Annotated in this window: 15 protein-coding genes; 2 read left to right on the top strand and 13 right to left on the bottom strand. The window is 74.0% G+C overall.

Going from position 1 to position 14,841, the window contains the following annotated elements:
• Window position 1: 1 nt before the first annotated feature.
• Window positions 2-907 (bottom strand): DNA-3-methyladenine glycosylase family protein, encoded by a 906-nt coding sequence (locus ACQPYX_RS04740; RefSeq protein WP_433801766.1) that lies wholly within the window; start codon window positions 905-907, stop codon window positions 2-4.
• A gap of 19 nt (window positions 908-926) precedes the next feature.
• Between ACQPYX_RS04740 and ACQPYX_RS04735 the strand changes: the two genes are divergently transcribed.
• Window positions 927-1,319: a VOC family protein gene (locus tag ACQPYX_RS04735; RefSeq protein WP_433801765.1), complete on the top strand. Its 393-nt coding sequence runs from the start codon at window positions 927-929 to the stop codon at window positions 1,317-1,319.
• 32 nt (window positions 1,320-1,351) lie between these two features.
• Here the strand turns inward: ACQPYX_RS04735 and ACQPYX_RS04730 are convergent, their stop codons facing one another.
• The 10 genes from ACQPYX_RS04730 to mftF form a co-directional block, all read right to left on the bottom strand.
• Entirely contained in the window at window positions 1,352-1,876 is a 525-nt protein-coding gene (locus ACQPYX_RS04730; protein ID WP_433801764.1) for a helix-turn-helix domain-containing protein, read from the bottom strand.
• A gap of 109 nt (window positions 1,877-1,985) precedes the next feature.
• A complete protein-coding gene (locus ACQPYX_RS04725) occupies window positions 1,986-2,807 on the bottom strand; it encodes an endonuclease/exonuclease/phosphatase family protein (RefSeq protein WP_433801763.1) in 822 nt (273 codons plus the stop codon).
• Complete coding sequence (locus ACQPYX_RS04720) at window positions 2,807-3,760, bottom strand: P1 family peptidase (protein WP_433801762.1); 954 nt, start codon at window positions 3,758-3,760, stop codon at window positions 2,807-2,809. Before ACQPYX_RS04720 ends, ACQPYX_RS04725 begins: the two co-directional genes overlap by 1 nt.
• A complete protein-coding gene (locus tag ACQPYX_RS04715; protein ID WP_433801761.1) occupies window positions 3,760-4,956 on the bottom strand; it encodes a CaiB/BaiF CoA transferase family protein in 1,197 nt (398 codons plus the stop codon). Before ACQPYX_RS04715 ends, ACQPYX_RS04720 begins: the two co-directional genes overlap by 1 nt.
• A 73-nt stretch (window positions 4,957-5,029) precedes the next feature.
• A complete protein-coding gene (locus tag ACQPYX_RS04710) occupies window positions 5,030-5,881 on the bottom strand; it encodes an SRPBCC domain-containing protein (RefSeq protein WP_433801760.1) in 852 nt (283 codons plus the stop codon).
• Between the two features lie 86 nt (window positions 5,882-5,967).
• The gene (locus tag ACQPYX_RS04705) at window positions 5,968-6,819 is read right to left on the bottom strand and encodes an FAD binding domain-containing protein (RefSeq protein WP_433801759.1); all 852 of its coding nucleotides are present in this window, start codon (window positions 6,817-6,819) and stop codon (window positions 5,968-5,970) included.
• On the bottom strand, window positions 6,816-9,308 hold the full coding sequence (locus tag ACQPYX_RS04700; protein ID WP_433801758.1) for a xanthine dehydrogenase family protein molybdopterin-binding subunit: 2,493 nt from the start codon (window positions 9,306-9,308) through the stop codon (window positions 6,816-6,818). The genes ACQPYX_RS04705 and ACQPYX_RS04700 overlap by 4 nt, the downstream gene beginning before the upstream one ends.
• Window positions 9,308-9,811, bottom strand: a complete 504-nt coding sequence (locus ACQPYX_RS04695) for a (2Fe-2S)-binding protein (protein WP_433801757.1) — start codon at window positions 9,809-9,811, stop codon at window positions 9,308-9,310. The genes ACQPYX_RS04700 and ACQPYX_RS04695 overlap by 1 nt, the downstream gene beginning before the upstream one ends.
• 485 nt (window positions 9,812-10,296) lie before the next feature.
• A complete protein-coding gene (locus ACQPYX_RS04690; protein WP_433801756.1) occupies window positions 10,297-10,929 on the bottom strand; it encodes an MOSC domain-containing protein in 633 nt (210 codons plus the stop codon).
• Complete coding sequence (mftF, locus tag ACQPYX_RS04685; RefSeq protein ID WP_433801755.1) at window positions 10,922-12,523, bottom strand: mycofactocin biosynthesis glycosyltransferase MftF; 1,602 nt, start codon at window positions 12,521-12,523, stop codon at window positions 10,922-10,924. Before mftF ends, ACQPYX_RS04690 begins: the two co-directional genes overlap by 8 nt.
• A gap of 70 nt (window positions 12,524-12,593) precedes the next feature.
• Here mftF and ACQPYX_RS04680 point away from each other — a divergent pair, with 70 nt between their 5' ends.
• The gene (locus ACQPYX_RS04680) at window positions 12,594-13,190 is read left to right on the top strand and encodes a DUF1707 SHOCT-like domain-containing protein (protein WP_433801754.1); all 597 of its coding nucleotides are present in this window, start codon (window positions 12,594-12,596) and stop codon (window positions 13,188-13,190) included.
• 157 nt (window positions 13,191-13,347) lie between these two features.
• Here the strand turns inward: ACQPYX_RS04680 and mftE are convergent, their stop codons facing one another.
• Complete coding sequence (gene mftE, locus ACQPYX_RS04675; protein ID WP_433801753.1) at window positions 13,348-14,022, bottom strand: mycofactocin biosynthesis peptidyl-dipeptidase MftE; 675 nt, start codon at window positions 14,020-14,022, stop codon at window positions 13,348-13,350.
• Between the two features lie 12 nt (window positions 14,023-14,034).
• Window positions 14,035-14,823, bottom strand: coding sequence for an ArsR/SmtB family transcription factor (locus ACQPYX_RS04670; RefSeq protein ID WP_433801752.1), 789 nt, complete (start codon window positions 14,821-14,823; stop codon window positions 14,035-14,037).
• Window positions 14,824-14,841 lie beyond the last annotated feature (18 nt).

The raw sequence follows: 14,841 nt of genomic DNA, 5'->3' as shown, positions 1-14,841 counted from the left end.
GCTAGGCCGGCATCGTGTTGACGGCGTGGTCGAGGGCGGCCCACAGGTACTGCGTCGCGTAGGCGCGGTAGGGCCGCCAGGCCTCGGCGTGGGCGACGAGGTCGCGGTCGCGTTCGGGCAGTCCGAGCTCGCGCGCGGCCACGCGGATGCCCAGGTCGGAGGGCAGGAAGGCGTCCGGGTCGCCGAGGGCGCGCATCGCGACGGAGTCGACCGTCCACGGCCCGATCCCGCGCAACGCCCCGAGCTGGGCGCGCGCGTCCGGGCCGCGGAGGTCGACGCTCCCCTCGGCCAGGGCGGCGACGAGCCCGTGCAGGGTCCGCTTCCGGCTGGCCGGCATCCCGAGTTCGTCGTCGGTGAGGGCGGTGAGCTGGTGCGGGGTCGGGAAGAGGTGGGTGAGCGACGAGCCGTCCGGGGCCAGTCCGGCGGGCAGCGGCGTGCCGTGGTCGCGCACGAGGCGGGAGGCGTGCGTCCGGGCCGCCGCGGTGGAGACCTGCTGTCCGAGCACGGCGCGCACGGCGAACTCGTCGGGGTCGGGGCTGCCGGGGACGCGCCGCCCGGGGGCGGCGTCGACGAGCGGGGCGAGCACCGGGTCGGCGCGCAGGTGCCCGTCGACCGCGGCCGGGTCGGCGTCGAGGTCGAGCAGGCGCCGGGCCAGCCGGACCGCCTCGGCCTCGTCGTCGGGAACGCACCGGATCCCGGCCTCGACCACCCCGCCGGCCGGCGGCGGCAGGCTCACGACGGCGGGTCCGCCGGGCAGCCGCAGCGTGCGCCGGTAGGCCCCGTCGAACCACTCCTCGACGCCCGGCACGGCGGTCGCCACGAGGTGGCCGTAGAGGTTGTCCGGGCACAGCGGGGCGGTGAACCCGAGGGCGTGTGTCCGATGGATCCACGACCCCGACGCCGTCACCGGCCTAGCCTCCCACGCCATGCAGCCCCGACCGTCCGCCGTCGGCCTCGTCGTCTCCGACATGGCCGCCTCGCTCGCCTTCTACCGCTCGCTGGGCCTCGAGGTTCCCGACGAGCCCGCCCCGCACGTCGAGATCTCCTTCGGCGCCCTGCGTCTCCTGCTCGACACCGAGGAGACCGTGGCGTCGTTCGACCCGTCGTTCACGCCGGCCGTGGGGGCCGGCCGGGTCGGGCTGGCACTGGAGTGCGACTCCCCCGCCGAGGTCGACGCGGCCTACGCGCGGCTCACCGATGCCGGGTACCGGGGCCACCTGGCGCCGTTCGACGCGTTCTGGGGCCAGCGCTACGCCTCCGTGCTCGACCCGGACGGCGTCGGGGTGGACCTCTTCGCCGCAGGTGGCTCCGCCCCGTGAGTACTTCTCCGTGTCCTGACACGGATGAGTACTCACAGGTCCGAAGGACACCTCCCGGTCAGCGCCCGCGCCTCGCGGGCCAGGTGCTGCTGGTCGACGTACCCCACCTCCGCCGCCACGGCGGCCCAGGCACTGCCTTCCCGACGACGCGTGAGGGCGCGCTGGAGCCGCAGGACCCGGTGCAGGTGCTGCGGCCCGTAGCCGAAGCGCGCCCGGCTCCGGCGGTGCAGCGTGCGGGCGGACCACCCGAGCCGGTCCGCGATCGTGGCCACCGGGACACCCCGCGCGGCGGCGTCGAAGACGGCCGGTGCCCAGGGGCCGTCGTCGGGAAGGTCCCGCAGGCGCGACCGCAACCAGGACCCGACGTCGGAGACCCGCCCGACGACGTCGACGAGCGGCACCGTGCGCCCCACCAGCTCGTCGGCGGGCACGCCGAGCACGAGCGGCCCGACGCCGTGGGAGAAGCGCACGCCGCGGTAGAGGCCGGCGGAGTCGTGCTCGCGCGCGACCGCGTCCGGTCCCGCGACGACCGCCTCGCCGTCGGGACGGACGATCACGTCCAGGCACCCGTCCGGGAGGATCAGCGCCGGGCCGTCGGCGACGCGGCGCCACGGGTGAGGTGCGCTGCGCGCCCGTGAGTACTTGTGACGGTCATACCCGTCAGAACTACTCACGAGGCGCAGCCACCTCGAGGTCCACCACCACGCCGTGGTGGTCGGACGGCCACACCCCGTCGGAGGCCGGACCGTCGCCGAACACCGCCACGTCGCCCACCCGCAGCCGGACGGTCCCCCGCCCGGCCCCGACGAGCACGTGGTCGATGCGCGACGGCGGGGAGCCGCTGGGTGCGACGTAGGGGTTCCGCGGGGACCACGTCGGCTCGTCGGGGTCCGCCGCCCACCGCCGGGTGTTGACGAGCACCAGACCCGGCTCGGCGGGCGCGGTGAGGTGGCCCTCGATCAGCCGCATCTCGTCGGAGGCGGCCTCGGCGTTGAAGTCGCCGAGGACCAGCGGCGGCAGGTCCGTCGGCGGGGCGGCGACCACGTGGCGCGCGATCACCCGTACCTGCTCGCAGCGCACCGCCGACCCGCTCGCGGAGGACGTCAGGTGCGCGGACTGCACGTGCCACGACCCGACCGGGGTGTCGACCGTGGTGCCGAGCAGCACCCGCCCGCTGCCGCACAGCCCCTCCAGGTGCAGCCGGTGCACCGGCCAGCGGGCGAGGACGGCGTTCCCGATCCCGCAGTCGACGTCGGCCGGGCTCCGCACGGTCCACGACGACGCGTCCGGGGACGGCCCGAACACCACGTGCATCCCGAGCTCGGCGGCGAGCTCGCTCGCCAGGTCCGCGGCACCGCGGCACCAGACCTCCTGCAGGCCGATCACGTCGGCGTCCAGCGCGCGCAGCGTCTCGAGCACCGCCGCCCGCCGGCCGTCCGCGTCCCCGAAGCGCCACCACAGGTTCCAGGTGGCCACGCGCAGCCGCATCAGCCCACGACCTCACGGTAGGAGCGGAACCCGCCCGTCGACCCCGCCGCGAGCACGGCGTTGCCGACCGCGCGGGTCACGACGTCCGCCCCCGCCGTGAGAAGGGTCTGCAGCCCGGCGAGGTCGGGCGCTCCCCGGGTGGTGGTGGCCAGCCCGAAGAGCGTGTCGCCGTCGGTCATCCCGTGCACGGGACGGATCGCGCGGGCGAGCCCGTCGTGACCGACGGCGGCGAGCTTCGAGCACTGGGCGACGGTCAGCGTCGCGTCGGTCCACACGACGCCGATCGTGGTGTTCAGCGTGGGCGGCGCGGCGGCCGCGGCCAGCCGCTCGAGCAGACCCGAGCGATCGTCGGGAAGGGGTGGCGGGGTGCGGTCGGCGGCGGTGAGGTGCCGCGCCGCCCACAGCTCGCCGGTCCGCGGGTCGACGGCGGACCCGGCTGCGTTCACGACGACGAGCGCCGTCACCTGCCCGGCGTCGGTCGCCTCCGTCGCCGTGCCGACCCCGCCCTTGAGCCCGCCGACGAGCGTGCCGGTGCCCGCGCCGACGACCCCGTCGTCCCAGGTGTCGGCGGCCGCGGCCAGCGCCTCGGCGCCGAGGGCGGCGTCCGGACGGGCACGGAAGTCGCCGCCGCGACCGAGGTCGAAGACGACCGCGGCGGGGACGATGGGGACCACCTCGTCGGGGCCTCCCACCCGGAACCCGACGCCCTGCTCGCCCAGCGCGTCCATCACGCCGGTCGCGGCCGCGAGCCCGTAGGCGGATCCGCCGGAGAGGACCACGGCGTGCACGCGGTCGACGAGCGTGCGGGGGTCGAGCGCGTCGGTCTCGCGGGTGCCGGGCCCACCGCCGCGCACGTCGACGCCCGCCACCGCGCCCTCGGGGCCGGGCAGGACGACCGTGGTGCCGGTGAGGGCGCCGTCGCCGATCCGCTGGGCGTGGCCGACGCGCATCATCAGATCGTCCCCGCCGTCGCGAGCTCCGCGATCTCGTCGTCGGAGAGTCCGAGCTCGCGGTAGACCTCCTGGTTGTCGGCGCCGAGCGCAGGGCCGGCGCGACGCACCGAGGCGGGCGTACCGGCGAACGTCGGCACCACGCCGGGGCCGAGGACGTCCTCGTCGAGGCGTTCGTCGTGGTGGGCGACGATCATGTCGCGGGCGAGGAACTGCTCGTCGGTGACCACCTCGGCGATCGTGTTGACCGGCCCGACGATCACCCCCGCGGCGTCGAGGGTCGTCCGCACCTCGTCGGCCGACCGCGCGGCGACCCAGTCGGCGACGATGCCGTCGATCTCGTCCTGGTGGCGGCCGCGGGCGAGGTGGTCGACGAAGCGCTCGTCGGTCGCGAGCTCCGGGCGGCCCATGGCCGCGCAGAGCCGCCTGAACACCGTGTCCTGGTTGGCCGCGACGACCATCCAGAGCCCGTCGGCCGACCGGTAGATGTTCGACGGTGCGATGCCGTCGAGCTTCGTGCCGCCCGGGCGGCGTACGGCGCCGAGCTTGTCGTACTCGGGGATCGACGACTCCAGCACCGACAGGCAGGCCTCGGTGATCGCGATGTCGACGACCTGTCCCCGCCCGGTGACCGAGCGGGAGTACAGCGCCGCGAGCACCCCCTGCACGGCGACCATCCCGGCCAACGAGTCCCCCAGGGACACCGCCATGCGGGGCGGCGCCTCGCCGGGGAAGCCGTTGATGCTGCGCATCCCGCTGACCGCCTCGGCCACCGACGCGTAGCCCGGCTTCGAGGCGTACGGGCCGGTCTGGCCGTAGCCCGAGACCCGGCCCAGGATCAGCCCCGGGTTGGCCTCGCTGAGCACGTCGTAGCCCAGCTCCCAGCGCTCCAGCGTGCCCGGCCGGAAGTTCTCGACGATGACGTCGGTGCGCTGCACGAGGTCGAGGAACAGCTCGCGGCCGCGGCCCGAGCGGGGGTCGAGGGTGATACAGCGCTTGTTGCGGCCGATGACGGTCCACATGAAGTGCTGGCCGCGGTAGGCGCCCTGCCCCCAGTCGCGCAGCGGGTCGGGACGGCCGGGGGGCTCGATCTTGATGACGTCGGCGCCGTAGTCACCGAGGATCCGGGCCGCGAACGGTCCCGCGATGATCGTGCCCATCTCCAGCACCCGCAGCCCCGCGAGCGGTCCCTCGGTCATGGTCGACATTGTCGGGCCGGGACGACCGAAGGGCACCCCCGGTGTCCGGGAGTGCCCTTCGGTCGGACGGGGATCAGCGGCGCGCGAGCCGGATGATCAGCAGGATGATCGCCAGGACGCCGACGCCGGCCGCGACCGGGACGAGACGCTTGGTGATCGCGTCGGACGAGGCGTCGAGCAGGTCGATCGCCTCGGCCTGCTGGCGCTTGGGCTTCGGCGCCGACTGGACCGGGCGGGGGCCCCCGCCGGACTGCGGGTTGGCGCCGGGCTTCGCGGCGGCGTCGTCGGACTTGCGGGCCTCGGCGACCGTGGACGCCATGGGAGCGGCCTCCGGCGCACCGGAGCCGGCGGCGACCGGGGTCGGGCTGGCCGGCTGCGAGACCGGGGTGGCCGCGGCCGACACGGGCTCGGCACCCGAGGACACCGGCGCCGCCACCCCGTTGCTGGAGGCGGAGGCCGGGGCGGCCTCCGGCGCGGGCGCGTCGGCGAACTCGTCGGCGAGGCACGAGGCGAACTGGCCGAGGATCTTGTCCCCGACGTCCGACATCACGCCGCGGCCGAACTGCGCCGGCTTGCCGGTCACCTGCATCTCGGTGAGCACGGTGACCTTGGTGGAGCCGGGTCCGTCCTCGGTCATCGTCAGGGTGGCCTTGGCCGACGCGGTGCCGTTGCCGCGCGAGTCGCGCCCCTGCGCGTCGACGACGATCTTGTGCGCGGTCTTGTCCCGCTCGACGAAGGTGCCCTTGCCCTTGTAGGTCATCGAGATCGGGCCGAGCTTGACCTTCACGGTGCCCGTGAAGTCGTCGCCGTCGGCGGAGGTGAGCGTGGCACCCGGGAAGCAGGGCGTGATCTTCTCGGGGTCGTTCATGGCGTCGTACACCGTGTCGATCGCGACGGGCACGGTAAAGGAGTTCTCGAGCTGCATCTACGCCTCCTGGCGAGTGGTCGGACGCACGTGAGGCCCGCCCCGGGCGGGGACGGGCCTCACGGTAGGGCGTTGTGCCGCTGGCGTCAGCCGGCCGCGGCGAGCACCGCGCGCCCGGTGAGGACCTTCGCGAGGTGCTCGCGGTAGTCCGACCCGGCGTCGGCGTCCGACGTGGGGCTGGTGCCCTCGGCGGCGGACTGCGCGGCGGCGCGGACCGTCTCCTCGCTCATCGTCTGCCCCACGAGGGCCGACTCCACACCCCGCGCCCGGACGGGCACACCTGCCATGTTGGTCAGGCCGATGCGCGCGTCGGTGATCGTGCCGCCCTCGACCTTGACCGTCGCGGCGACCGCGACGATCGACCAGGCCTGCGCGACGCGGTTGAACTTCTCGTACCGCGCGCCCCAGCCCGTGTACTTCGGGAAGCGGATCGCGGTGAGGATCTCCTGCGGGCCGATGGCCGTGGTGAAGTAGTCCTCGAAGAAGTCCGACGCGGCCACGGTGCGCTCACCGTTCGCCCCGGCGATGACGAACTCGGCGTCCAGCGCGAGCGCGGGCGCCGCGAGGTCACCGGCCGGGTCGGCGTGCGCCAGAGCGCCGCCGAGCGTCCCGCGGTGGCGGACCTGGAAGTCCGCCACCGTCTTCGTCGCCTCGCTGATCAGCTTCACGTGCTGGTTCAGCAGGTCGTCGCGGGTGACGTCGTGGTGGGTCGTCATGGCACCGACGACGATCTTGTCGCCCTCCTCGCGGACGCCGCGCAGCTCGGCGATGCCGCCGAGGTCGACGACGAGCGAGGGGTCACCCATGCGCAGGCGCAGGACGGGGATGAAGCTCTGGCCGCCGGCCAGGATCTTGGCGTCGTCCCCGCCGTCGGCGAGGGCCTGGACGGCCTCGGCGACCGACGTCGGCCGCACGTAGTCGAACGATGCGGGGATCACAGCGCGCCTCCCTGGTTCTTCACCGAGTCACTCTTGGCCATGCTGCCGAGGCCGGCGCCGGGCGAGGCGACGTTCGCCTCGTCGGCCTGCGTGCCGGTGCCCTTGGCGGAGTTGATCGCCGTCCACACGCGGAACGGCGTGGTCGGCATGTCGATGTCCTTGACGCCGTACTGCCGCACGGCGTCCAGGACCGCGTTCACCACGGCGGGGGTGGAGGCGATGGTGCCCGCCTCGCCCACGCCCTTGACGCCGAGCGGGTTGGTCGTCGACGGCGTCGAGGTGTTCGCGGTGTCGAAGTTGATCAGGTCGGCCGCCGAGGGCAGCGTGTAGTCGACCAGCGTGCCCGAGAGCAGCGTCCCGGACTCGTCGTACGGGGCGTCCTCGAACAGTGCCTGCGCGATGCCCTGCGCGAGCCCGCCGTGGATCTGGCCCTCGACGATCAGCGGGTTGATCACCGTGCCGACGTCGTCCACGCAGACGTACTTGTGCAGCTGCACGAAGCCCGTCTCGGTGTCGACCTCGACCGCGCACAGGTGGGTGCCGTGCGGGTAGGAGAAGTTCTCCGGGTCGAACGTCGCGTGGGCGTCGATGTCGGGCTCGATGCCCTCCGGGTAGTCGTGGGCGGCGAACACGGCGAGCGCCACGTCCTGGATGCCCACGCCCTTGTCGGTGCCCTTGACGCTGAACTTGCCGGCGGTGAACTCGATGTCGTCCTGGGACGCCTCGAGCATGTGCGCGGCGATCGGCTTGGCCTTCTCGACGACCTTCTCGGCCGCCTTGACCATCGCGATGCCGCCGACCGCGAGCGAGCGCGACCCGTAGGTGTCGAGCCCGCGGTAGGAGGACTGGGTGTCGCCGTGGAGGATCTCGACGTCCTCGAACGGGATGCCCAGCTTGTCCGCGATGATCTGCGAGAACGCGGTCTCGTGGCCCTGCCCGTGCGGGCTGACGCCGACGACGACCTCGGCCTTGCCGGTGGGCAGCATCCGGATGGACGCGGTCTCCCAGCCGCCGGCGCCGTAGTCCAGCGAGCCGAGCACGCGGGACGGGGCGAGGCCGCACATCTCGGTGAAGGTCGAGATGCCGATGCCGAGCTGCTTGACGTCGCCGCGGCGGCGGCGCTCCTCCTGCTCACGGCGCAGACCGTCGTAGTCGAACATCGACATGGCCTGGTCGGTCGCGGCCTCGTAGTTGCCCGTGTCGTAGGTCAGCGTGCTGACCGTGGTGAACGGGAACTCCTCGTGCTTGATCCAGTTCTTCTTGCGCAGCTCCATCGGCTCCATGCCGAGCTCGACCGCGACCTCGTCCATCATCCGCTCGATGCCGAAGGTCGCCTCGGGGCGCCCGGCGCCGCGGTAGGCGTCGGTCAGCGTCTTCGTGGTGAAGACGTTGGTGCAGTCGAACCGGTAGGCCGGGATCTTGTAGATCGCGTTGAACATGAACGCGCCGAGGATCGGCACACCCGGGCCGACGAGGCCGAGGTAGGCGCCCATGTCCGCGAGGAGCTTGACGTCCAGGCCCTTGATGATGCCGTCCTTGGTGACGGCGACGGTCAGGTCCTGGATCTGGTCACGGCCGTGGTGCGCGGTGAGCAGCGACTCCGAGCGGGTCTCGGTCCACTTCACCGGCTTGCCCAGCTTCTGGGCCACCAGCAGCGTGACGACCTCCTCCGGCGCCACGGCGATCTTGCCGCCGAAGCCGCCGCCCACGTCGGGGGCGATGACGCGGACCTTGTGCTCGGGCAGGCCGAGCGTCAGCGCCAGCATCGTCTTGAGGATGTGCGGCACCTGGGTGGAGGACCACATGACCAGCTGCTCGCCGGTCGGGTCGACCACGGTGGAGCGCGGCTCCATGAAGACCGGCACGAGGCGCTGCTGGCGGAAGCGGCGCGTGATGACGACCTGGTCGTCGGCCTTCTCCGCGGCGGCGATCGCCTCGGCGGCGGACCCGCCCGAGCCGGCCTCGCCCGAGTCGAACACCCACTGGGCGTTCTCGTTCGTGCCGAGCTCCGGGTGGACGAGAGTGGCGCCCTCCTTGAGGGCCTCCTCCATGTCCAGCACCGGCTCGAGCTCGGTGTAGTCGACCTCGACCAGCTCGGCGGCGTCCTTCGCGGCGGCCGCGGTGCGGGCCACGACGACGGCGACGCCCTCACCGGCGAAGTTCACGCGGCTGCCCGCCAGGGCGGGACGCTGCGGGGACTTCATGTCCTTGGTGATCGGCCACGCGCAGGGCAGCTGCACCGCGTCGGCGCCGATGTCGGACGCGGTGTAGACCGCGACGACCCCCGGGACCTGCTTGGCGGCGGTGGTGTCGATGCTGCCGATCTCCGCGTGGGCGAACGGGCTGCGCACGATGGAGAGGTGCAGCAGGCCGGTGATCGCCTGGTTGTCGGTCCACCGGGTGCGCCCGGTGATGAGCCGACGGTCCTCCTTGCGGCGCCGGTCCCGCCCGATCTCCTGGGCGGGGGCGTTGTTCTCGACCGTGGTCATCAGGCACCGCCCCCGACCGAGGCGGTCTGCGAGGCGCCCGGCTTCATCTTCTGCGCCGCGTCCTGGACCGCTCGGACGATGTTCTGGTAGCCGGTGCAGCGGCAGAGGTTGCCCTCGATGCCCTCACGGACCTCCTGCTCCGACGGGTCCGGGTTGTCCCCGAGCAGGTCGATCGACTGCATGATCATGCCCGGCGTGCAGTAGCCGCACTGCAGGGCGTGGTTGTCGTGGAACGCCTGCTGGACCGGGTGGAGCTGACCGTCGCGCTCCAGGCCCTCGACGGTGAGTACCTCGCTGCCGTTGGCCTGCACGGCCAGCACGGAGCAGGACTTCACCGACAGGCCGTCCAGGTGCACGGTGCAGGCACCGCAGTTGCTGGTGTCGCAGCCGATCACCGTGCCGGTCTTGCCCAGTCGTTCCCTCAGGTACTGCACGAGCAGCATGCGGGGCTCGACGTCGTCCTCGTAGACGAGGCCGTCGACGGTGGTCCGGATGCGTGCCATGGATTCACTCCTCACACGCCCAGGCCCGCTTTCGCACGGGACACAAGAGGCGAGCACGTCGTCAGTGGTGGTAGTCCGTCGCGGTGGCGGGCCGGGCCCGGCCGCGACGATGCCCTCACGCCCGTCAGCGTGGTGGCGGCCACATCACACCCCCGTGATCGCCATCTCGCAACGGCTGGCGGGGGCGCGTCGCGGGTACCTCCTCCGCTGGTCACGGACGAGGCCCGCGTTCCTTCCGAGGATGCGGATTCGTCGAGATCGTGTGACCGCGTCTGCGGACACCGATCGCCCCGCGCGGCGCGGACCTCGAAGCGGGACGGGGTAAATCGGGCGGTCCGGGCAGCGTGCCGACCTACCCGATCGGACAGGCCCCGGTGACGGCGACCTCACACGCCCGTCCGGCCCCTCCGACGCCGCCGGGTCCGGGTCGCTCGGCTGTTCGCGCGGGTCGTCGTCGGGGCACCGCCGTGCTCCGCAGTGCGCGGTCAGCTCCGCTCGCGGGCCCACCGGTGGTACATCGGCGCGAGCTGGGGGACGTCGAGCAGCGTCGCCGCACGGTGGCGTTCGTGGTGGTAGATCGTGAACACGTCGTCGAGCGTCACCCCGTGGTCCGGCCGGCCGAGCACCTCGACCCGGTCCCCGGCCGTGACCCGGCCCGTCGTCGTGACCCGGAGGTACGCCCCGGGCCGGACCGCGGCGACGAAGCGGCGCGGCACCGTCGGGTCGCCGGAGTGCAGGCCGAGCTTGAAGCACGGGATGCGGGGCTGGGCGGCCTCGAACTCCGCCGTGCCGATCCGCCACCGTTCCCCGACGACGACGGAGCGCAGGTCGAGGCCCGTCGTCGTGAGGTTCTGGCCGAAGGTCTGCGTGGGGACGTCCCGCCCGAGCTCGTCGCGCCACCACGCGACGTCCTCCGCGGCGTAGGCGTAGACGGCCTTGTCGGGGCCGCCGTGGTTCTCGAGGTCGGCCTGCTCGTCGCCCTCGAGGTGCTCGCGGTGCACCTCGACCGGCCCCTCGACGGGCGCCTTGGCGCTCGCCGTCAGCGTGGTGCGGCCCCGCGGGCCCGCGATCTCGACGGCCCGCCCGACGGCGACCGACAGGACGTGCGGCTCAGGCATCGGGGCCCTTCCCGGAGAGGTCGGGCCGCAGCGGCTCGACGGTGCGGTGGCGCCAGGCACCCCACCAGAGGCCGGCGCCGTAGGCGAGGTCGTCGGCGCGGTGGGCGGCGACGTGGGCGAGCGCGTCGACCGGGCCGGCACCGCGGTCACGGAACCGGACCCAGTCGGCCAGGCCCTCGGCGACCGCGGCCAGCAGCATCGCCCGCCGGACCCGTCGGCTGACCAGCGCGCCGGCGGCCGCGGCGGGCCACCAGTGCCGGGTGAGCGCCCCGGCCGCCTGCCACAGGGCGCCGCCGAGGCCCCACGGGGCGAGCACGACGGCCAGCGGCACCGGCCCGGTGACCCGCACCCCCGGCCCGGTGCAAGCAATGCGTCGCTGCTTGCACCCAGTGCCAGATTCCCCGCATTCTCGCGCGGCCTCAGCATCCCGGCCGACGGTGTGGCGTTCCTGGCGTCCAGTGCCGGCAGTGACGCTTTGCGTGCACCGGAGGTGCACCCGCAACCACGGCTCCCCCGGCTTGCGTAGGCCACGTGCCAGGCGAGCGGTCGCGACCACCGTGACCACCCCCGCCGTCGCGAACGACCACCGCCGTTGGACGCCGAGCAGCGCGACGGTCGCCGCGGTCCACGGGGCGAGCGCGACCGGCGGGACGCGGCGCGGGTGCTGCCGGGCCAGGGGCGCCGCGCCCGTGCCGTAGAACGCCTTGCGCGCGAGCCACGCGCCGACCCGGGCGCGGTGCTCGTGGGCGACGCGGGCGGCGGGCTCGTAGCGCAGCCGCCAGCCCGCGGCGGCGATGCGCCAGACGAGGTCGACGTCCTCGGCGACCGGCATGTCCTCGCGGAACCCCTCGCCGAACGCCTCGCGGCGCACCACGAGCGCCGCGCTCGGCACGTAGGCCACCCGCGAGCGGGCGGTCACCGGCGCCGGGCGCGCGCCGAGGTCGAGCGAGGACCGCCGGCGCTCGTAGCGGGTCACGGCGTTCTCGTCGCCGCCGTCGGAGAAGGCCACGATGCGCGGGGCGACCACGCCGACGGCCGGGTCGCCGAGGTGCCCCAACAGCGTTTCCAGCCAGCCCGGCTCCGGGACGACGTCGGAGTCGAGGAACGCGATCACCGGCGTCGTGCAGGCCCGCGCGCCGGTGTTGCGGCCGGCCGACGGGCCGCGGGAGGAGGCATGCCGGACGACGGTCGCGCCGTGCCGGTCGGCCACGCCGGAGGTCGCCGCAGGGTCGTCCGAGCCGTCGTCGACCACCACGATCCCGACGGCGGGTGCGGTCGCCCGGACGGCCGTGAGGAGCCGGTCGAGCTCCGCCGTGCGGTCCTTCACGGGGACGACGACGGTGACGTCGTCCGGCGCCGGACCGTCGCCGCCGACCGGGTGGGCGACCCCGGCGTCGGAGAGCAGACGGGCCAGGGCCGCGGACGTGGCGTCGGTGACGACGAGCTCGGGGCCGCCCAACCGCGAACGCGCCGCTGCGGAGAGCCGCAGCACCCGCGGCGGCGACCCGCCGATCCAGGTGGCGCCGCCGTCGACGCGCCAGGTGCGGGGGTCGGGCCGGACGGTCCAGCCGTCCGGCAGGCGCGGGGAGCTCATGGCGGGACCGGAGTGTAGGCCGGACCCGCGGAGCGAGCGTCGAACCGGACATTCCGGCTAGGCTGCGGCCATGGCCGAGCCGGAGCACCGGGACCTGCGGGCGGGCGACTCCGACCGGGAAGCGGTCGCGCGCGTGCTGCACGACGCGCACGGCGAGGGGCGACTCGACCTCACCGAGGTCGACGAGCGGCTCGCCACGGTCTACGCGGCGCGCACCTACGGCGAGCTGGAGGCCGTCGTCGAGGACCTGCCCGGGGTGCGGCTGCCGTGGACGTCCACGGTCGCGGTTCCCGCGGTCGCGCCGACCGGGCCGACCGCGCCGCCGTTGACGTTGTCCGCGAACATGACCACCGAGAAGCGGGTGGGGGTGTGGGAGGTCCCGCCCCACATCGTCGCCGTCCCGTCGGCCTCCGACGTCAAGCTCGACTTCCGCGAGGCGATCTGCCCGCACGAGCGGGTCCACATCGAGGTGCACGGGAGCATGGGGTCGCTCGTGCTGATCGTTCCCGACGACTGGTCGGTGGACACCGACGGCGTCTCCTCCGGCTGGGGCAGCGTGAAGAACCGCCACCGCGCCCCCGCCGCCCCGGGGCGACCGACGATCGTCGTCACCGGGAAGGCCGGGATGGGCACCGTCAAGACCCGGGGCCCGTACTTCTACGAGTAGACCGCCCGGCGTCCGCCCTCGCCCCTGCGCTCAACCGCCGCCCGACCTTCACCCGACCCGGTGATCAACAGTCCCCTGGCGGGCTCGCGGCACCTTTTCCGGACCGCCAGGGGGCCGTTGATCACGGCGGCGAGAAGGACGGCGCACTGCCTCGCGCTCAGCTGAGGCGGCCGTGCTCGGAGACCCGCCAGTCGGCGAGCGCGTCGCGCAGGGCCGCGGCCATCACCGCGACCGTCTCCGCGCCCTCCCCCGCCGACGCACCGGTCGGGTCGCCGAGCACGCCGTTCGGGCTGACGTCGCGGATCGACCCGGCGCTGATCCGCGGCATGAGCTCCCGCAGCGGCGCGGTGTTGCCGGCCTCGGCGCGGTCGAGCGCGACGTCGTCGGGCGTCAGTGCGAGCATCACCGACGTCTCGTGCCGCCCCGCGTGCGCGTCGGCGCCCGGGACCCCGCAGGAGTGCCACGCGACGTCCCGGCCCTCGTAGCGCAGCAACGTCGTCGCCGTGACGAGCGCGGGGACGTTGCCGCCGTGACCGTTGACGAAGCACAGCCGACGGGCCCACCGGCACGCCGACCGACCGGTCTCGACGAGCACCGCGGCGAGCGTCTCCGTGCCGATCGAGATCGTGCCCGGGAAGCCCTCGTGCTCCCCGGACGCACCGAAGGCGATCGGCGCCGTCGTCGGGAGCCCGAGCCTCGTCGCGACGGCGAGGGCGACCGCGGTGTCGGTGCCCAGCGGCAGGTGCGGACCGTGCTGCTCGGTCGCTCCGACGGGGACGAGCAGCAGGTCGACGTCGGCGGTGTCGGCGGACCGGGCGCGGCTGATCTGCACGGGTCCAGCGTGTCAGGCCATCGCGATCTCGCCGGTCTCGAGCAGCGACTTCAGGTTCGACAGGATCTCCGGCCACCCGCCCGAGACGCCGCGCAGCATCTCGCTGCCGGGGACGAAGCCGTCGTGGGTGACGGTCAGCCTGACGGCGTCGTCGGAGACCGGCTCGATCTCGAACGCGACCCGCGAGATCGGCTCCTGCTGCAGCTGCGCCAGCTGCTCGTCGGACCAGTCGAAGAACCGCTGCATCTCGGGCCGGTAGTTGTGCCAGGTGTACGCGAGACGACGTGGCGGGTCGGACTCGAGGACGTGCTGGTCCCAGTCCTGGTGCGGCTCGCCGGTCATGCTCCAGCGCACCGGGGAGCCGACCTGCCAGTCCGACTCGGGGCCGCCGCCGTCGAAGTAGCGCCGGACGAAGCTCGGGTCGGTCAGGGCCTGCCAGAGCCGGTCGGGTGTGGTGCGGATGTAGGTCACGTACACGAACGCCTCGGTCACGTCGTCCTCCAGTGCGCGCTTGAGGTCGGTGAGCGCGTCGACGCGCGCCCGGTCGAACTTGTGGAGCCAGCGGTCGGCGAGCTCGGCCAGCGGTGCCGGGTTCAGGTGGTGGTGCTTCTCGCGGCCCCGTCGGCGGACCACGACCAGGCCTGCCTCCTCCAGCACGGCCACGTGCTTCGCGACCGCCTGCCGCGACATCTCCAGCCCGGACACCAGGTCGGACAGGGTGCGGCCGTCCCGCTCGTGCAGGACGTCGAGCACGTGGCGACGGCTGGGGTCGGCCAGGGCCCGGAACACCGCGTCCTCCACGACAGGGAACCTAGCGGT

Origin of the sequence: Actinomycetospora sp. CA-084318, assembly GCF_050955885.1 — a bacterium.
GTDB lineage: Bacteria > Actinomycetota > Actinomycetes > Mycobacteriales > Pseudonocardiaceae > Actinomycetospora.
The sequence above is the reverse complement of the archived record's forward strand: the minus strand, read 5'-3'. Positions and strand labels throughout refer to the sequence as shown.